We start from the raw sequence: 19,614 nt of genomic DNA on the forward strand, positions 1-19,614 counted from the left end.
ATCCTGCAAGCGGGTCGTCCCGTTTGGGGTTATAGTCCCCCTCTACACTTTTTAGAGAACAGTTTTAGAAGGAAACGTAAATGTCTGTAAAAATCGGACAGCCCGCCCCGGAATTTTCTGTCCAGGGTTACGACCGTACCAAAGATGGTTCTGATGATCAGTTTAGCGAGTACAAACTGAGTAACTATCAGGGCAAATGGGTTTGCCTCTTTTTCTATCCGCTCGACTTCACCTTCGTCTGCCCGACGGAGATCGTCGCGTTCAACAATGAGCTGGACGAATTCGAAGATCGTGATTGCGTTCTGCTGACCGCCAGTACGGATTCCGCTTTCTCTCACAAGGGATGGTGCGATGCTCACGAAGATCTCGGCAAGCTGAAAATTCCTATGCTGGCTGACAACAATCTTGAGTTGTCCCGAGCATTCGACGTACTGGACGAAGCGAAAGGGATCGCTTATCGCGGTGTCTACCTGATCGACCCGAACGGCGTCCTGCGTTGGATGGCCGTACACGATCTGGGTGTTGGCCGAAACGTAGAAGAAGTTCTGCGAGTCCTCGACGCTTTGCAGACCGACAAACTCTGCCCTTGTAACTGGAAAAAAGGTGAGGAAACCCTCAACTAATTCCCGTTAAGGCAAAGTGAAAATAAAAAGACGACCGTCAGCATGCTGATGGTCGTCTTTTCTTATGGTCTGATTCTTATGGTCTGATTATTGATATAAAGCGGACGCCATTGCGGGTGGCCTGCTTTCATTCAACCTAAGTTTCGCTGATCGCTTCTGGTACATCGGGTCGGTTGAACTGAAAGTTCGGGCTTTGCCCGAAGAACTCCATGGGGTTCTCATAGACGACTTTGCGGATCAGGCTTTCGGCATGTCCCCGGCGACGCATCTCTACAATGAAGTCGGGAACTGCGGTCGGTTTGGAAGGTCCCCAGTCCCCGGCGGAGTTCACCAGTAACCGTTCGGGACCGTATAGCTCGACCATATCGGCCGCCCGCTGGGGAGTGCATTTACTGACCGGGTAAAGAGTCATCCCAGCCCAGAACCCTTTTTCGAGGACAGGGCGGATTGTGTGTTCTTCAACATGATCGACCAGAACGCGATGATGGTCGAGACGTTCGTCGTCACAGAGCATGTCCAGAATCATCCGGGTTCCCTGAAACTTGTCTTCCAGGTGGGGCGTGTGAATCAGAATCTGCTGATCGAATTGGGCCGCCAGTTCGAGATGCTCGAGGAAGATGATGCTTTCATTCTTGGTATTCTTATTCAGACCAATTTCACCGATTCCCAAGACGCCCGGAAGATCGAGAAACTCGGGAATCATCTTGATCACTTCGCGCGAGAGTGAAACGTTCTCTGCTTCTTTTGCATTGATACAAAGCCAGGTGAAGTGCTGTAAGCCAAACTGGCCCGCCCGTTTCTTTTCGAAGTCGGTCAACTGGCGAAAGTAATCGCGAAAACTTTCCACGCTCCCGCGATCGAAACCGGCCCAGAACGCCGGCTCGCTCATACCGACACACCCCATGCGGGAGAGAGTTTCGTAATCGTCGGTCGTACGCGAGACCATATGGATATGCGGATCAAAGTAGTACATGTGTTCGTGCCTCTGGATGGAATGGGGCCAGGAATTCAGCCATTCAGGTTCTGTCAGATTTGGGGACTACAGACCGAAGTTCGTGCGCCAATGGTCATCGAATTCTCGAGAGAAGAGCAACTGAAGTTGCTCGGCTCGATTGGGGACGTCCTGTTGCAGCAGTTTGAGTCCTTCCTGGATCAACGATTCCCGGCTATCGCCTGCGACGGTGCCCGTGGCGCGATCGAGTCGATCAAAAGAGGCCGCCAGTTCCAGCATTTTGGCTCGAATTTCCAGAAACTCCCGGTCCAGAATCTGGGGAGCAGTCAATGGGTGCGTCATGGGATAAGGACTCCTGGCAGGACGAATATGGAAGGCGGGCTATTTCAGGTCTCGGAACAGGCAATTTGAGTCTTCAATAGGAGGCCCCGAACCCGTTTGACAAATAGGGTGTATCGACAATTATTATACGAAAAAACCAGTGTAAAATGTATCTGAACAAAACCGCGTCCCCCTGACTTTTAGAATAGGACAGTCTAAAACAGGCCTTCACCAGAACCAAGCCCCCCCTTGTGGAAGGGCCAACCCCCGGGGCATAATCAGGAAATGACCTGTTTTTACGCGAATGAAAGGGCAACATGAATCTGGAAGACTGGGATGTGAAACGTAGGATTGTCGGGGTATTCGCCATTTTGAGCTGGATTGCCGCGGTAGTCTTTTACGTTACCGCTCCAGAGTCGGAGGTTTTTCTGGGAGGAGCCGTCCGTATTGGAGCAGTGATGTCGGCGATCTGGCTGGCGCTACCGAACAAAGATCGGGCCGCTGCCTGGGCAAACATGTCGGGTAAGTGGTGGGTGACCTTGGGCATCAGTACCCTGGCCATGGTGATTCGACCGAAGCTGGCTCCCGGTATTCTGATCGTCCTGGCGATCATCAGTTTTCTGTGGAAGTCGAAAACCCCCAAGCCGGTCGCTCGTGTGAATCGCTCTCAAGCTGAAGCTACTGACGAAAAGTCAAAGAGCACCAAATCCTCTCGCTGAAGATCCTCGCTCAGAACTCTCACTGAAGACTCGGGATAAACCCGTGACAGGGAGAGTAAGGCGAGGAGTGAAATTACTGTCGCCGATCGATCCCTCCGTTGGGAAGAATCGATCGGCTTCAGTTGATTACCAGAATTGAATGTGGGCGATTCAATTCTGGTAACTGGTCTTCTTCTGGGATGAAACCCGTTTGGGATTCATCGGCCGATCATCCGGATTTAACATCCAGACAGTTCAGGGTCCGAACCGCCTCTCGAGTTTGCCAGATTAATAATCAGCATTTCTGTCCTTTCAAGCTGGACGATGCCAGGTTCAGGAGATCAGAAGACAAAGGCAACAGTAAACGTTGCAAGCACATAGCGGCGGCTTCAGTAAGTCGCCATCAGTTGGAGAGTGGTCTCCCCGAGGTTTGGATCACTGCTCGGTCGCTGGTGGGAGGTTCCGTACTCGAGAGTCGGTTACCTTCCTGACCGGCCAGTTTTTGAGCCTCATACTGCTGATTGACCACTTCGGTCAGTTGCAGGAGTTGAGTCTTTCGCAATTCCAGTACGCCTTCCATCCGGGTGGAGACGGCATGGACCCAGCCAGGTTGGCGAGTCATAGCCAGAGTCATCATGTTCAGGAAGAGGCTAATCTCTTTAAAGTTCCGGTCCACAATGATATTGCTGACGGGTGAAATGACGCGGGCAACTGTTTCGATCGATTGGGATGGAAACGAGACATACATATAGAGTCGATGCGTCGCGATGTCGGTGCCGGAATTGTCTTTGCTAAAGTTCGTCTGCAGGTGCAGGACCGCTTCCCCTTGGATCGGGTTTCGCAGCAGTGGGCTTTTGTATTCGCCTTCGCAGTAGATCACATTATCCGAGTCACTTCGCAGCAGGACATCGAGAACTCCAATCGTTCCATCACCCGCATCGGCTTCGTACTCGTTCTGATTGGTCTGCCACATTTTGAAATCGGAGATTTGCATCACTCTCCAGATACTGACGGCGACATCGGGGTTCTGTACAAAGAAGCGATAGATCTCGGGGTTCACGTCGACATTGAGCGTCGGTAATTCCCGGAACAGGCTCAGCGAGGAGATGACCTTTTCCGCTTTGGCGCGATTTTTCTGGTCCATCTTATCAAGAGGAAGTGCTTCCAGTCCTGCTTTACGGGCGGACCGTTGAGACGTTCCTTTTTTGACGGTACGGACTCGTTTTTCGAGTGCCTCTTCCAGTTCCTGTTCGGTCATCTCGCGGGACTCATCGTCTTCCGAATCGAGATAGGTCTGGTTGGAAGCGGGGAGATATCGTGAGTCGGCGGTGGTCGGTTCTTCGGCCTGCAGCGAGGATCCCGAACCCATCAACGCGACCATTAATGACGTGAAGATAATGAGTACGCTCGCTCCCTGTGCAGGATGCTCTGCGCGCAACCTGATTACCAAGTCCATAATGCCCCCCTGATGCAATCATAATAATTTTTTGATCGGTCCTGATTCTGTGGCCAGAAACAGAACCTGAGTTTGCCACTGAAAACGAGGTTTGGTCCAACAGGCTGTTTCCGGTGCAAGGACCGGTTCCCTGGCTGCCGTCTCGTCTCGTTTCAACCAGCGAGTTTGCCGAAAATCTCTTCGCCTGTCAGCGAGCAATTTTCTGCAGAAACACTAGGTCGAAGCTCCTTCGGGTTTGAAATCGTGTTCAATCGCCAGATTTCAAGCCTTTTGAAACTCCTGACAAAGGACAGGCTTTAGGCCCGGTGCCCATCCTTTGAACATCCTGACTGGTCAGAATGCGGTACCGGTAAAATCGTCACAATCGTCACTCTTTGCGTAACGGAATCCAGAGAAAAAGAGAAGGACTCACCGATTTCTCCTCCGCGCAATAAGCATCGTGGACGAATCAATTCGCGAGGTCCATCGCGTCTCCCGGAACCAATGAAGGCCCTCAGTGGTGCACTTTCTCCGGCTTTTCAGCCATTAGATCCTGTCCAGGATAAGTGTGGCGGCTATCGGTCCCGAAAAGCGCTTAAAAACAGTAGGCTACGCCGCCAGAACACGCTACGGTTATGTGGAATGCGCTCTAGTAATGCGGTCCTGGGGATGTTCCTGCAGTCCAACTGCGATAGGGATCGAGTCCGGTAGTCTCTAACAGGTTTCTGTTAAAAAGGGAAAGCTTCCTGTTGGCGCGTGGTGAGAGGGTGAGTATAAAATAGGGAGTGATGAATCTGGATCAGTGGGTCATCTAGTCAGTAAACGTTTTTCCAGTCCAACGGATTGGCTTTTCTTTCTGGCCAGGTGTGTCAGATTCGCTCGCAATTTCACTATCAACTCATCCCATGATGGTGAGGGATTGTAGGTGAGATCTTTGATGTATACATCTGCAATGCCGAAATCTCTGAGCCTGCATAAGTTGGCTTATCAGGAGGCGATCCGGCATAAATGGCTGCAAAGTGAACAGAATGGCTATGACGTAGGAGATCAAGCGGTCCAGGAATGGTACAGCTTGAACTGGATCCTATACACCCGCTATCGTCGCTTGGAGCATCTGCTTGGCCATTGCCATTGGTCAGAATTTGAACCCCAGTCTTTCGGGGTTTTCGCCACCAGTCATAATTTTGATCAGGCGCTGCTCGACCGCATTCTGGATCGGCTCTGTGACGGTCAGGAGAATCTCGACGTCATCAACTGGGCACTCGAATGGAATCTGGACATTGATCAGGTCGTTCGCATCCTGGAAAGCTTCGATGTCAACGGGACTCGTTTTGAACCCGAGACTCCCCAGACCGATTAAGCCAGAGTTGCTTCCTTCGTCACGATAACGACCCTCTCAGAGCGCTCGCAGTCCAGGTCAGCAGTCTCTCCGTCGCGCTATTCTCCTTCGCTGTTCAGAGCTGTGGCGGGCAGGTATAACAACGGGCATGAATTCGATGCCGACTTCCTCGAACAGCCCCGCAGATTCCGTCCCCGGTCAGGAAGAGCGTTCTCTGTTTGCCAATTTCCGACTCGTCAGCTTGATGACGTTGCTCAGCCGCAGCCTCGGACTGGTGCGTGATATGGGAATGGCGATGCTGTTCGGAAATGGCCCCATCATGGATGCGTTTTCGATCGCCTTTCGAATTCCCAATCTCGCCCGCCGCCTGTTTGGAGAAGGAGCCCTCTCAACCGCCTTTCTTCCCGCCTTCGTCCGCGAGCGGGAACAACAAGGGCTGACTTCCGCCTGGCGATTAGTGACGGCGACGCTCATCTGGCTGACTCAATTTCTATCAGGCGTCACCGTGGTCGGGCTTGTTCTCTTGCTCGGTTTCTATCTGGCCGGGTTCAATTCTCCCGAGTACCAACTGTTGCTGGGGCTTACGGCTATTATGCTGCCGTACTTGTTGCTGATCTGTCTCGTCGCTCAGATCAGTGCTGTCATGCATGCCCAGAACCGGTTCGGTTGGCCCGCCTTTTCGCCCCTCATCTTAAATGGAATGTGGATCGTCACTATCTGGTGCATCGCTCCCTGGTGGTCGAGTCCGGAATCCCAAGTCTATGTGATGGCGGTGTCGATTTTGTTCGCCGGAGTTGTACAGCTTTTCTGTGTGTTGCTCCCGCTGTATCGTCAGGGATATCAATACACCGCCGACTGGAGGGAATCGAAGGCAGATGTGCGGACGGTCGTGCGAAGTATGGTGCCGATCCTGATCGGATTGTCGATTGCTCAAATCAACGCCGTTTCCGACAGCTTGATCGCCTGGGGGTTTTCCGCACCGGAGGTGATTTCCAATCCGTCGGACACATTATTGAACACAGCGTGGCAGGTGAGATACCCGTTGGAATCGGGAACAGCCTCGGCCCTCTATTTTGGTCAGCGTCTGTTTCAGTTCCCGCTGGGCTTATTTGGACTGGCTTTGGGGACTGTTCTTTACCCTTTGATGGCACGACATGCCGAGACCGGCCGACATGATCTGCTTCAAAGCACTTTGTTACTCGGCTTGAAACAGGTGATCGGTATTGGCTTCCCCGCGAGTGTGGGAATGATGATTCTCGCCGGACCAATTACCCGATTGCTGTTTGAGTATGGCCAGTTCACTTCTGAGGATGGTCTGCAAACAGCCCAGATGATCGCCGCATATGGAGCGGCAGTCTGGTCAAGTTGTGCTCTGTTAATCCTGCATCGAGGTTTTTACGCCATGGGGGACCGGATGACCCCTCTTTATGTTGGACTGCAGATGGTTCTGTTGAATCTCCTGCTCAACTTCAGTTTAATCTGGGTATGGCAGGGAGTCGGTCTGGCGATCAGCACGGCCATCTGTGCCGCGATTCAGGTCGTACTGATCATTCGCAAGTTCGAAAACCAGATTGGTAAACTGAACCGGTCGGAGCTCGGTTTGACTTTACTCAAAACCAGCATCGCTGTGACCGCCATGGGAACTGTCTGCGGCGGACTTCTATTCGTCTTGCCTCCATCGGACCACTTCACTCAGCGATTGTGGAATGTGATGCTTCCTCTTCTGGCGGCCATCGTGGTCTACTTTGTGGCGGCTTGGTTACTGAAGATGGATTTCCTCTGGTCGCTGTTTACCAGAGAACCGAAATCGGAACTGGATTCCTGACCCTCAACAAACTTCTGATAGATCCTTTAGTCATGCGTGGACTCTTTATTACCGGTACCGATACGGACGTGGGCAAAACCTGGATGACCGCCAGTATTGCTAGTCAATTGCTTGCTCGGAACGAACATAAAATTGGTCTGTATAAACCCGCCTGTTCAGGATCTGTTCGGAACGAAGAAGGGCGGTTGTATTGGCCAGACCTAGAGCATCTTTACATTGCGCTCCGTGAACAATTCCCACGCGATCGAATTTGTCCCCAAACATTTGAAGCACCGCTGGCCCCGCCCGTCGCCGCTGCAGCAGAAGAGAAACAGATCGATTCTGAATTACTCCGCACCGGTATCGACTGGTGGCGGGAACGGGTCGATATGCTGTTGGTCGAAGGGGTCGGAGGTTGGTACTGCCCTCTTTCGGAGGACGAGATGGTTGCTGACTTTGCGACCGAGTTAGCTTTTCCCGTGGTGATAGTCGCCCGTCTGGGCCTGGGGACGATCAACCACACGCTGTTGACGCTGGACGCGGTTCGTTCGCGGGGATTAACAGTCGCGGGGGTGATTCTCAACGAACCGGTCGCCCTGGAGGGAGACGCCAGCGTCGAGTCGAACGCCGAACAGATCGAACGCTGGGGGAAGACATCTGTTCTGGGGATCTCCCGGCATGACCAGCATTATCAGCCTCGGCAGACGGAAGAGACAGACTGGTTCGGGTTGTCGGTAGAGTCTTCCCGCACCTGATTCGGCTGAAACCTTGGCAAAAACAGGTCCGGAATGAGTGGGCGGTTTGATTCTGTTCTCCAGTTCCGATACAGTCGCCAAGAGATACGGATTCCCTTTTTTCACTCTGGTAGGGACTGTTCTCGCCTCCTGGTATGGCGACGAATGCCCGGCCCGACTCGAACCTTCAGGTTGTTATCATGGCTGCTCCTCGTGCTCTCATTTCGGTCAGTGACAAAACAGGGGTGATCGACTTCGCCCGCGAACTGCATGAGCTGGGTTACGAAATCCTGTCCACCGGCGGTACTTTCAAATCAATCTCCGAGGCAGGCATCCCTGTCATCGAAATTGCGACGTACACCGAGTTCCCCGAGATCATGAACGGTCGCGTGAAGACGTTGCATCCGCGAGTACATGGTGCGATTCTGGGACGCCCCGATCTGCCCGCCGATCAGGAAGCGATGCAGCAGCATGGGATTGTCCCATTCCAGATTGTTGCCTGTAACCTTTACCCGTTCCAGCAAACCGTCGCCAAACCTGATGTCACCCTGGCTGAAGCGATCGAGCAGATCGATATCGGTGGACCGAGTATGATTCGTTCGTCCGCGAAGAATCACAAATACGTCGCGGTTGTCACGAAGTCGGAACAGTACCCACAGGTGATCGAAAAGCTGAAAGGGGGCGGGCTCGACGAAACTTTCCGTCGCCAGCTTGCCACTGCTGCCTTCAAAATGACCTTCGAATACGACCGAGGGATCAACGCCTATCTGAACCAGGTTGATGCCGCGCAGGAGTCGGGCGACGCGCTGCTTCCCGAACAACTTTCGTTGGAGTTCTCCAAAGAACTACCACTGCGATATGGTGAAAACCCGCATCAGCAGGCGGCTTTTTATGTCGAAGCCAACCCGGCTCCTTCCTCTGTCGCGGCTGCCAAACAGCTTAACGGGAAAGAACTCTCGTATAACAATCTGCTCGATTTAGATGCGGCGATGGCGATTGTGCAGGGATTCGAGAGACCTGCCGTTTCGATTATCAAACACAATAACCCCTGCGGTTGTGGAACGGCAGGCGATCTAGCCGTTGCCTTTGAGCGTGCTTACTCGGGCGACCCGATCAGTGCCTTTGGTTCCATCGTAGGATTGAACCGACCTGTCGATCTGGCAACAGCCGAGCAGATGTGTGGCCCGGATAAATTCATCGAAGCGGTCATTGCTCCCAGTTACAACGACGACGCGTTTGAATTACTAACGACCAAACCGAAGTGGAAAGCGAACGTCCGCCTGATGACCTGTCCCGCATTGAATGACGCGACCGGGGCCGAACTCGACTACCGCCGAGTCTCCGGTGGCTTACTGGTGCAGGAACGCGACCTGGGTGCCGATCCGCGAGAACTGTGGAAAGTCGTGACCGACCGGGAACCCACTGAGCAGGAATGGCTCGATCTCGCCTTTGGATGGAATGTCTGTCGCCATGTCAAATCGAACGCGATAGTTTATGTCAAAGGAGAATCAATTGTCGGTGTCGGAGCTGGCCAGATGAGCCGACTCGACTCGGCCTTCATCGCCGCCCACAAAGCGGGCGAACGAAGTCAGGGGGGCATCGTCGCCTCAGACGCATTCTTCCCCTTCCGTGACGGGATCGATCAGGCAGCAGGTGCCGGTATCAAAGCCGCCATCCAACCCGGTGGCTCTCGACGAGACGATGAAGTTATCGCCGCCTGCAACGAACACGGCATCGCCATGGTCTTCACCGAACGCCGCCACTTCAAACACTAAGGGCATTCGCCCCGATGGGGCGGCTATCGGTCCCCAGAGGTCTTTGAATACAGCAGGAGACGCCGCCAGAACACTTTAAGGCATTCTTAGGAATGCGATGTAGAGTGCTCTCATGATATCGGATAATCAAACTGTAAATAAAGACGACCGACAGCATGCTGTTGGTCGTCTTTTTTTAGCGTTTTGTCTTCGAGAAGAATGGAAGTCAACGTGCCCATGAACGGATTTCAAGACTGTTTAGGTGAATGAGTAATCTCAGGTGATGACGTGCTCACTGCAAACAGAGACCGTTAGGAGTGTTCTATATTTTTTCGATATCTTGTAGGGATTCTTTTTGTGTGAGAAGCTCATTCAGGATAACGCTGTTTTTTTTCCAGGGCAATCACAGATACGTCGTCGGCAAACTCTGTCTCGATGCACCACTCGTATAATTCGTTCATCAGCGTGTCGAGGCTGGTTGTCAGATCTCTCTGGCGTTCTCCTTCCAGTATTCTGGAAAGCCGGTCAATTCCAAATTCTTCCTTATGGGGGACTCCCGCCTCCAGGACTCCGTCGGTAAGCAGGTAAAGCCGGTCCCCGCATGAGTAACGAACAACGTGTTCTTCGAATTCCGCCTCTTCGACATACCCCACGACAAAACCGGCGGACTCCAGCAGTTCCGTTTCGCCATTATCTCTAATGAGAATCGGTCGAGGATGTCCGGCAGAAGAATATCGAAATTCATTAGCTTCCAGGTCAATAATGCCGTAGAGGATGGTGTAGAACTGACCGCGCGCCTCTTCTGCAAAAAATCGCCGGTTTAAGTTGGTAAGAACCTCCGCAGGCGGAACTATCGTCTGGTCGCTTTCTGGGTCTTGCTTTTCGAACAATACCTCAGATTCTCCATTAAATGGCGTAAGGAGTCGCGACAACGACACGGCTTCGAGCGCCGCGCAAACGCCATGACCGACAACGTCGAGCATGTAGATAGCGACATGCCGATCGTCAATTTTGAACACGTTGAAATTGTCACCCGCAAGTTCATTACAAGGGCGAAAAGTCCATGCAATGTTAAGGCCGGGGACTTCAATTTCATCAGGAGGAAGATGAGAGAACTGAGCTCGCGAAGCCGCTTCCAGCTCTTGCTTCATCCGTTGATTCATTGACCGGAGTTGCAGGTTGGCTGCTTGTAACTTCTTCTCCGCTTCCACGCGCCGAGTGATGTCAAACTGAACGCCGACGAAGTGAGTCACTCTATTATCCGCATCGAGTATGGGAGTGATTCTCAGTCGATTCCAGAAGGTCGTCCCATCTTTTCGGTAGTTAAGAATCTCGACGGTGACTTCTCGTGAATTCTTAATCGCCTCGCGGATTTGTTCCACGGTTGCCGGGTTTGTCTCAGAGCCTTGGAGGAAACGGCAATTGTGATCAATAACATCTTCGGCGGAATAGCCGGTTAATTGATAAAACGCCTTATTAGCATAAATGATCGGAATGTCAGGCAGCCGGGCATCTGCAATGGTGATTCCTTCCCCAGTGCTCTCCATGGCGCGGTGATTCAAGCGAAGCTCTTGAGGGTAGTTCATCTCGGAAGCGGTGTGGGAATTCGTTGGAGAAGGATGTTTCGGCGGAATCATGTCGCTGCGCCTGATACAGGAGTTTGGAACTACGTGTCACGACCTGGTCGGAGGCCTCAAAATCCCGTTTTCACATAAGGCATTGATTGAGCAACAACGCGATATTCATGTTACCGCTTTTTCTTCGGACCCACAACATTTTTCCCTAGAGACAAGAAATGCAGCTGAAAGTATCGAGCGAATTGCATACAAAGTCTTTAAACGGTCTTCAAAACCCTTTCATGCTTAAACTCCGTATTGCAATTACAGGTTCAAATATAACCACTACCGGGTTTCACGAATGGCTCTATTCCACAAATTGAAATGCATAGAGCTGACAGTCCTGCATGTGGAAGCGGAGGCGAATGGGACGACCGGCCAATTCACTGACATCGGTACCACCTTCCCACGACACTGGCATGTTGACGGAATTTCCAATCACGGGGACGGTGTCATTCTTAGAATATCCGGGCAATGGTTGACCCTCTTCGTCTAATAGCTCTACCAAAACTGAGCCGCCGCCTCCCGTGTCCACATTCAGCTCTAAAGACTGTCCCGTGAAACGGATCAGAGGAGTGGTCATCTCTCCCCCTTCATAACCGGCATTGGCCGAAACGAAACCGTCCAGTCGGAGGACCGCCCGACTCACGCCAGCGCGATGCTCTCCTCCATTAGCAGGGTCGACGACGCGATCATGATCACGATTACTGCCCACATAATAAAACCAAAGTTCGTCCCCCATTCGAACTGGATCGGGCATTGCCCATACGAATCGCGAATCGAATTCTCCCTCTGGCCCCAGTGAAAGAAACGGACTTCTTTGGCCGACTCGTTCGAAGGATTTGCCATCCCGGCTGATGGCCAGACGCACATCGAATGTGGAGGGGCCCGGCCCTTCCGCACGCGGATACCAGTGCCAGAACGTCTGTGCCAGCATGATATAGACGTCCTCGTACCGAAAAACATCCGCTCCGTAAAAGTCGACCGGTGGCTTAAGTGTCGAAGTCTGGTGTGTTGCCAGATCCTGGTCATCCGGTTGCATCACAATCGTTTGGCGGTCCCAGTTTCGAAGGTCGTCGGATTCAAGTCGGCGGACTGTGCGGAAACGCCGTGCAGGATCTAGATTATCCTCCCAGTAGCGCGTGAATAATGCATAGCGGCTGATGGCGGGATCCCAGAATACGATGCTCTGAGTATCCCAACCTCCCGGGCCCGGTTCGAGTCGGGAGAACTTCGTCCAGTTCAGTCCGTCTGGTGAGCTGTGCATATGAAATTGCCCACTCGGATAAACTTTCGTCTGAGTCTTGTACCGGTGCTCGGGATCGGCTTTGGGATCAATCCAAACAGCACAACCACCTATAACACCAGGGAGAACCACGTTGTTCGCTTTCGAGCCATTTACTTCATGCAATCCAAGTTCGGGTTTGACAAAATGGAGTCCATCTTCGGACTCCGCATAACAGACACGCCGTTGATGGTCATACGGACCTTCTCCTGTGGGCGTTAACAAATCGTACCAGACACGTGTCTTGCCGTTCTCTCGGAGCACGCTTGAGTAGACCATAATCTGGCCACCTTCTTCCCACGACTGGTCCGCTTTAATCAGAATGTGTCCATCCCGTCGAGGGCGATGCATGACGAGTTCGACACCGCGATCGGAGGCAATGAATCGGTTATCAACGAACAGCTGTTTCCTGGCTCCCACGTCGATGACGGTATGTTGAGCAGGTTGATTTGCTTGTTCCACCTTCTCTCCGTCTGCAGCGAAGCAAACAAAGCAAGTGGTGCAACATAGAGATTGCACCGCCAGGCGAGCAAACTTCAGCATGATCTTCAACGAAGGGGATCGAGACATATCAAGTCACTTCTGTTGGAAAGAAATTTACGATTCAGAGGGAGTCTGAAATCGGTTGCCACAAATAAGTTTTCTATTCAGGCGATTAATAAATCACGCAATAGAGAACATATTCTGGGGAAGTTTCATAACCGTTTAAGGATAGTGAACTGACAAGCGAGTTGCACGAAACCTTGGACGAGATGAGCGTAATATTCGTAGGGTACTCTGAGCAATTGGCTGGAAAACTTTCAAAGGCACGTTGTGCGTATTGGACAACTTGCTTGCTTCTACCTCGACAAAATACACCTTGGGATACTTAGAAGGTATTGAATCAGATTCTACCTAATATCACTCTCAATCGAATATTCTGGCCATCTGATAGGGTTAGGTCTTACTTCAGTCTTGGGAGGCATGCGAGCACCGCTAAGCATTTGCTCGTCGTCTGTATTTATCAAAAACCATGGATTATTCTTTCCCGCCCATGCCGAAAAATTGGATAGTATTCGCCCAACAGTCCAGTCAGGTTGTAATTCCGAATACAAGGATATTTCTCTCAGCAATGCTTCTCGGGTAGCGTTGAGTAGGAGAGTGTCTTTCTCGTCCCTTGGATCGTGATTATGCCACAATTGAAGTGACTGAATTAGTTCACGATCAGTTGCTCTATAAACGCGAAGATCTGGGTTCTTAGAAACTGGAAAGCAAGCCAATGAAGTGGCCAATAGCTGACCTAATCTCAATTCTGGATTACGGAGACTCATTTCTGTAATCCACTCAAGGAGCTGAAGTCGATCAGAATTCATAGGATACATTTCCTACTTCCAAACTAGTCGAGCAGACGATTTAACTCGGCGTTACTTTCACTTCGATCCGACGGACTTATTCACCAGTATTTTTGATCTTCCCATGTATATTGAAAGCACCAATTAGTTTCTTCAGGTATTACATAAGTATGAGACAATTCATCCAAACTCTCTTCATTCAAGTAATCCGACATGCTTCGGGAACATTCCTTGTTTTCAAGTGTGCGAGAAGAAGGTGTTTACGATGGGGAACAGTCTGGTATGCTGATTACATCGTTGGCTCTGCGATGAAATGAACCGCTCGTGCTCCATCCATCCTACGGGAAGAACGGCGGGACTTCCCAGACGTTTTCGCCGTCGACCATTTCTTTTACATGTTGGGCAACGTGGTCGATGATGCTTTCGACGAGGATCTTGCCGGTCTCGGGAGTTGCCAGGGCCGGGGCCTGATCTGTCTGAGCAGCCATCGCTTCATGGTCGACGTTTTCCGGAAAGGCGTACATGGCGAAGGCGGTTTCGAATTCCTGAGCGTGACCCGGGTAGTCGCCCGACTGCATCGTCTCTTTCCAGATATGGGACGGGAGGAGATCCCAGTAGGAATGAAATTGCAGGTTAATTTCGAGTCGCTGTTGGAACTGGCCCCAGATCCCTTTGCAGGGGGCCATGTTGCCCCCATGTCCGTTGAGGACCAGAATATGTTCGAACCCCGCTGACTGCATGCTGCGGATCGTGTCGAACAGCACACCCAGCCAACTGCCCGGCATCGACGATAGCGTGCCGATATGTTTCATGTGGTGTTCGCTGATGCCGATGTTCATGGAGGGAGCCACAATCACATGTGGTGAGTTCCTTTCGGCGGCGGCGGTTGCCACGTGCATCACGCTGCGGTAGTCGTGGTCCATCGCCAGATGTTCCAGGTGCTGTTCTGTCGCGGCAACGGGGATGATGCAGACCTTCAGTTCGCCGGACTGCATCCGTTCGCGAAACTCTTTGCGCGTATTCTGACCAAGCAGAACAGGTTTAGCGGGGCGGGTGGCTTGGCTCATGATTCTTTTCCAGTGATTATATTCTTGGTGCAAAACGGGGGCGGTAAACAAGAGGGAACGCAGGTCATCGCTCGAAATAGCAGTCACGATCAAGAGCGTTCGTTGTGAGTCCGTTCCTCTGTTGTACTGTTCCGTGATTAAGAGAGCAAACCAGAGCTTGTGATCGGATGTCATTCCCGGACAGGTTATCTGCCGGAGTAGCCTGTTTGGGGGGGGCACTGGTGTTACTTAGACGCCATGTCGCGGAGCTTTTCCCCCGTGAGTATATGCAGGACGACTGAGATCAGACTGAACATCCCAATCCAGATGAAAGCGAAGAAATAGAATCCACTGTCGCTGCCAGTACTACCGATCATGATTTGACTACTCCCGATTCCACAACAGGTCAGGTAGAACATGGATAGCATTATGGCGACGGGCAGGGCTCCCCATTTGACATACAGAGAAAGGTAAACCACCAGGTGCAGAAAGGCGACGCAGCCACTCAAAAACATAATGATACCGAAGAAGCCGCTTTCATCGAAGAAAACGTTCTCCAGGAACTCGAAAACATTCTCCGGAGCGAGCGCGCAGCCCAAGAGGAGGAAACTGAGAATGGGGACTAGTCCCCACAGGCAGCCGGCGATTTTCTGATAGGCAATTTGCGGAATGGACTGTGGTAACATGACGAGCACAGAGAGGGTCTGCCAGCGAACTTCATCCTGAAAGATGCGTGCAGCATAAATGCACAGTTCAATTCCCAAAACGATTAAAGAGAAAGCTATCAGCATCCAGCTGATATCTTCCCGCTCCATTTGCCAGCGGAAATTGTTTCCCATGTAAATGAGAAATAAGATTCCAACGAGAATCAGGCTGTACAGGATGTACTTGAGTAAAAACTGACTGAAGCCCCCCGCGATGAAATGAAAGTCCTTCCAGGCGAGGGCATGGCTCCATGCGCGGCCCCGATTGCGATTTTTACGATCGACTTTTTTCGATTTGAACAGGTCTATTCGTTCGGGGCCCGATTCGGTTTGCAAACTGGATGACGTACAACGTTCGAATAGTAACCACGAAAACAGAAAGTAGATGCCACCGACGATCAGATTTCCCCAGACCTGCCACGAAAATGGCGATTCATTGAAACCGGTTTGCATGATAATCATCAAGCGATACCAGAGGTGATTATACGCTAGAAATTCCAGCCATTCCTGTAGGTAAATCGTCAAGGTATTTCCAGGGGAGTTTATTCTGAGTGCACCTAAGCTAATCGCCAGAATAGCCATGGCCAACCCGTACGCAACGGCTAAAGTCACCATCAAGAGCACTGCCTGCCTGGAATTCCGCGCGATGACCGAGGCGAATAAACCAAAGTTCGCAACCATGATCAGAAACGCCGCTAACGCAACATAGGTGGCGATGATCTGATTCAGCATCACGCCTCCCAAGGTAATGGAAAGCATGACGAACGGAATCTGTACGGAGAGCAACAGTAGCGCGTAGATCAATCGTGATGTCGATTTCCCCAGTAGCAAAACTAGAGGGCTCATTCCAGTCATCTTGAGCAGGCCAAGGGTACCGTCTTCTTTCTCCTCTGTTATCGCCGAGCTGAAGAAACCGAGCCCTGCTAGCAGAATGGCGAAGTAATTCAGGTAGCCGATCATCATGAAGAAGTCTTTGCCCGGTGCCGAACGGAAAGAGCTTTCCTGTTCGACACCGTATAACATCATCAGAATCGAGGCGATGAATAACAGCATGAACAGGTGCGTCGACATCTTACGGGAGTCGGTGCGTAAGGCCTGCTGTAGCAATGCAAACGTACCTCGAAACATTAGCGGACTCCCTGTTCTGTCAGATCCATGAAGGCCTGGTTGAGCTGACGTTGTTCTTTTTCAAAGCTGGTGATCGTAATGTTCCGTTGGATCAATTCCGACAGCAGACGGTTCGAATCGATCTGGTTTTCATCGAGCACGATGCGAATCGCGCGAGACTTTCCTACCGAGTCCGCCGAGACGACGCCCTGAATTCCAAGTAGCGTTTCGATGGGATCTTCTGTGCCGTTGACCAGCTGGATCCGGTAAGCGATGTTTTCATGTCCGTGATCGCGAAGATCGTCCATGGTTCCGGAATACTTTATCCGGCCCCGGTCGATAATAGTCACCGAGTCACAAAGCTCTTCTAGTTCCTTCAAAATGTGCGAGGAGATAAAGATCGTTTTTCCCATCTCCTGGAGCGCCTGCAGGATCTCCATTAGTTCGATACGAGCACGGGGGTCGAGTCCGGAAGCAGGTTCATCCAGTAGTAGAAGCTGGGGATCGTTGATCAACACACGGGCCAGGCTGACGCGTTGCTGCATCCCGCGGGACAGGCCACCGACCAGGCTTTGTTGTCTTCCCGCCATGTCGGTCAGTTCCAGGATATCGTCGATGACTTCATTCCTGCGCCGCATCGAGAGACCGTAGGCGGCGCCGAAGAAATCGAGGTATTCGAAAACAGTCATTTGCCGGTAAGAGCTGAAATGGTCCGGCATGAACCCGATGAGCTGTCGGACCTCCTTCACATGCGTAGTAACACTCTTTCCCATGACTCGGACTTGACCGGTCTGCGGTTTGAGCAGAGTACAAATTAATTTCAGCGAAGTCGTTTTACCGGCGCCGTTCGGCCCAACGAACCCGTGGAGGGCTCCTTGGGGAACATTGAAGGTGACCCCATCTAGAGCGTTATGATCTTTGAACCGATGGCTGACTCCCTTCATTTCAATGGCAGGGAGCGAACCCGGTTCGCCTGTTTTTAATTCGGTGGCCGATTCCGGTGATGTGTTCTCAACCGAAGGGGTATTGGACATCTCGTTACTCCGAGAGAATAAGTTCGTATTGATAAACCAGTTTGCCGGTTTGTTTTAAGAAGTTCTCATTCGCACATTCGAGGGCAGGCGGAAGATTGCTTTGAACAAAAACATAAATGCGATCCTGCTTGAGCGACATATACATTCCATCGTAGCCGCGACGTAACCGCAGAGACTTCGATATCGAATTACGTAATAAGTTATTGTCGATTTGATGAACTTCAGCGGGTTCGATTGCTGAACCGTAGAACCTCGATTGGTTGTAATCCTGGTGGTCGGCAAACTCTTGAATTGTTTTGCTATCTTTTTTTGACGTCCAGACGCCGTTATTAGGGGAAAGTTTAGAAATCCAGTCCCCGTTCGCGGCCCAGACGACGGAATCTGTTCCAATACCGTTAATCTTTAGCTGGAGGCTTTTCAGTCCGACTTTGACATCGAAGGCGGTCAGTTCCACTGCCGGTGCTGGCTCGTGGATGAGCGTGCGGTGCATGAACGGGCGGGAAGAGAAGGGGGGAATGTCGACGATGAAGTTGGCCTGAGGACCAAGCTGAACCTTTCCCAGAACATCTTCGTCACTGGCAGTCGTGTAGATGACACCATTTCCCTTGTGTTCAAGTCGATATTGGTCACCCGAGGTGACAAATGCGTTTGAATATTGAGTGACATCGAGTTCGTTGTGGGGCAGAACGCGTGCGACTGCGATGGAGTTGATTTGGGTTGATTCACCGTAACCCCGGGCGCCGACCATATTATAAAACAGACTGAAAAGTAGAACCGACAGCAGCAGGCTGCCATAGGTGATGCGGAAATCATTCCATTTTTTATTGACCAGCCAGGCTCCTGGAAAGACGGCGAACAGGTACAGGAAGGAGATCAGATACATCACAGGCCAGTTGTGGTTCGGGTTGACGTATTGCTTTAACGCAGGAAACATTGACTCTGCGACGTTGCCTTCATAATTGAAATATCCATAGTCATTTTGCTGGTTCTCAATTTCTGGCTGCTCAATCCCGAACAGAGCCAGTTCCTGTTTTTGAATGTCGGCCAGCGTCTCTTTGTCCAGACGATTCTGCTGAATCGGATGTCGTACAACGATTCCGTTTCCAATGTATTGATGGTCGAGCGACCCGTTCAAAACCGAAAGCTCTTCGGTAAAGCTGGGGTAGGTTCCACTACGAGACTGGAGCAGGTGCAACGTTCCGCCGCGTTGGAGCCAGCGCATGAATGTTTTTCGTTGTTCCGGTTGCCAGCGAGGCTCATGATCCAGAAAAACAGCTTCCAACGTATCCGTACCAGTGATGTTGGGCGGGAAAATATCCGAAGGAAATCGTTTGAGCTGACTTTTCTGGTTCAGATCGAATTCTTCATTGGCGGTGAACAGAACCCGGCTCATGTGGTCGGGACGCTCTCCTGACGATTGGTTTCGGGTTGCAATGGGAATTGCTTTTCCGACGCGATCTCTACCTTGATACAATTGAACGTCGTTAGATCCGGGCCTGATATAAATATAAAAGGTGACCCACCGTTCGCTGAACGGGCTTAGGAAAAGCGTACTTTGTTCTTCGGCGACGCTGATCAACGCACCGACTTCACGGGTACCATATGATTTCTGTTTGAGGCTCAAAGTGAATTCTTCGGCCTCGCCGGTGTTGTTTCGTAATCGGAGAAATAACGGATTGATTTCGTGCGAGTAAACAGTGCCGTCGTATCCCCATCTCCTTTCTTCGATATCAAACGCCTGAGCGGAATCGGCGAAGGGAAAGGCGTTGGCCACCAGTGCGACAAAGGTTACCAGAAAATAATGAGCGGCATTAAAGGAGGGTCGCATCAT

General features: G+C 51.5%; 15 protein-coding genes. 6 read left to right on the forward strand and 9 right to left on the reverse strand.

What is annotated here, in order from left to right; all coding sequences use genetic code 11:
- The first annotated feature begins 80 nt into the window (after nucleotides 1–80).
- Nucleotides 81–623 (forward strand): peroxiredoxin, encoded by a 543-nt coding sequence (locus Pla110_RS02280; protein WP_144992781.1) that lies wholly within the window; start codon nucleotides 81–83, stop codon nucleotides 621–623.
- 136 nt (nucleotides 624–759) lie between these two features.
- Here Pla110_RS02280 and Pla110_RS02285 read toward each other — a convergent pair whose 3' ends face one another.
- The gene (locus Pla110_RS02285; RefSeq protein ID WP_144992783.1) at nucleotides 760–1,596 is read right to left on the reverse strand and encodes a TatD family hydrolase; all 837 of its coding nucleotides are present in this window, start codon (nucleotides 1,594–1,596) and stop codon (nucleotides 760–762) included.
- A gap of 66 nt (nucleotides 1,597–1,662) precedes the next feature.
- Complete coding sequence (locus Pla110_RS02290) at nucleotides 1,663–1,917, reverse strand: hypothetical protein (protein ID WP_144992785.1); 255 nt, start codon at nucleotides 1,915–1,917, stop codon at nucleotides 1,663–1,665.
- A 296-nt stretch (nucleotides 1,918–2,213) separates the two neighbouring features.
- Here Pla110_RS02290 and Pla110_RS02295 point away from each other — a divergent pair, with 296 nt between their 5' ends.
- Nucleotides 2,214–2,615, forward strand: coding sequence for a hypothetical protein (locus Pla110_RS02295; protein WP_144992787.1), 402 nt, complete (start codon nucleotides 2,214–2,216; stop codon nucleotides 2,613–2,615).
- A gap of 382 nt (nucleotides 2,616–2,997) precedes the next feature.
- On the opposite strand, the gene Pla110_RS02300 is transcribed toward Pla110_RS02295, so the two are convergent.
- Nucleotides 2,998–4,050 carry a hypothetical protein gene (locus Pla110_RS02300; protein ID WP_144992789.1) on the reverse strand — a complete coding sequence of 351 codons (1,053 nt, stop codon included), beginning with the start codon at nucleotides 4,048–4,050 and terminating at the stop codon, nucleotides 2,998–3,000.
- Nucleotides 4,051–4,966: 916 nt separating this feature from the next.
- Between Pla110_RS02300 and Pla110_RS02305 the strand changes: the two genes are divergently transcribed.
- From Pla110_RS02305 to purH, 4 genes are all read left to right on the forward strand, one after another.
- Nucleotides 4,967–5,389 carry a hypothetical protein gene (locus Pla110_RS02305; protein WP_144992791.1) on the forward strand — a complete coding sequence of 141 codons (423 nt, stop codon included), beginning with the start codon at nucleotides 4,967–4,969 and terminating at the stop codon, nucleotides 5,387–5,389.
- 136 nt (nucleotides 5,390–5,525) lie between these two features.
- Nucleotides 5,526–7,193, forward strand: a complete 1,668-nt coding sequence (gene murJ / locus Pla110_RS02310; protein ID WP_197440449.1) for a murein biosynthesis integral membrane protein MurJ — start codon at nucleotides 5,526–5,528, stop codon at nucleotides 7,191–7,193.
- Between the two features lie 32 nt (nucleotides 7,194–7,225).
- Nucleotides 7,226–7,927 (forward strand): dethiobiotin synthase, encoded by a 702-nt coding sequence (gene bioD, locus Pla110_RS02315; protein ID WP_144992793.1) that lies wholly within the window; start codon nucleotides 7,226–7,228, stop codon nucleotides 7,925–7,927.
- Between the two features lie 179 nt (nucleotides 7,928–8,106).
- Nucleotides 8,107–9,681, forward strand: coding sequence for a bifunctional phosphoribosylaminoimidazolecarboxamide formyltransferase/IMP cyclohydrolase (gene purH / locus Pla110_RS02320; protein WP_144992795.1), 1,575 nt, complete (start codon nucleotides 8,107–8,109; stop codon nucleotides 9,679–9,681).
- 347 nt (nucleotides 9,682–10,028) lie between these two features.
- Here the strand turns inward: purH and Pla110_RS02325 are convergent, their stop codons facing one another.
- From Pla110_RS02325 to Pla110_RS02350, 6 genes are all read right to left on the reverse strand, one after another.
- The gene (locus Pla110_RS02325) at nucleotides 10,029–11,297 is read right to left on the reverse strand and encodes a PP2C family protein-serine/threonine phosphatase (RefSeq protein ID WP_144992797.1); all 1,269 of its coding nucleotides are present in this window, start codon (nucleotides 11,295–11,297) and stop codon (nucleotides 10,029–10,031) included.
- Nucleotides 11,298–11,583: 286 nt separating this feature from the next.
- On the reverse strand, nucleotides 11,584–13,131 hold the full coding sequence (locus Pla110_RS02330; protein ID WP_144992799.1) for a glycoside hydrolase family protein: 1,548 nt from the start codon (nucleotides 13,129–13,131) through the stop codon (nucleotides 11,584–11,586).
- 1,099 nt (nucleotides 13,132–14,230) lie between these two features.
- Nucleotides 14,231–14,959 (reverse strand): creatininase family protein, encoded by a 729-nt coding sequence (locus Pla110_RS02335; RefSeq protein WP_144992801.1) that lies wholly within the window; start codon nucleotides 14,957–14,959, stop codon nucleotides 14,231–14,233.
- Nucleotides 14,960–15,183: 224 nt separating this feature from the next.
- The gene (locus Pla110_RS02340) at nucleotides 15,184–16,770 is read right to left on the reverse strand and encodes an ABC transporter permease (protein ID WP_144992803.1); all 1,587 of its coding nucleotides are present in this window, start codon (nucleotides 16,768–16,770) and stop codon (nucleotides 15,184–15,186) included.
- Entirely contained in the window at nucleotides 16,770–17,783 is a 1,014-nt protein-coding gene (locus Pla110_RS02345) for an ABC transporter ATP-binding protein (protein ID WP_144992805.1), read from the reverse strand. Before Pla110_RS02345 ends, Pla110_RS02340 begins: the two co-directional genes overlap by 1 nt.
- Nucleotides 17,784–17,787: 4 nt before the next feature.
- Entirely contained in the window at nucleotides 17,788–19,614 is a 1,827-nt protein-coding gene (locus Pla110_RS02350) for a hypothetical protein (RefSeq protein WP_144992807.1), read from the reverse strand.

Origin of the sequence: Polystyrenella longa, assembly GCF_007750395.1 — a bacterium.
GTDB classification, from domain to species: domain Bacteria; phylum Planctomycetota; class Planctomycetia; order Planctomycetales; family Planctomycetaceae; genus Polystyrenella; species Polystyrenella longa.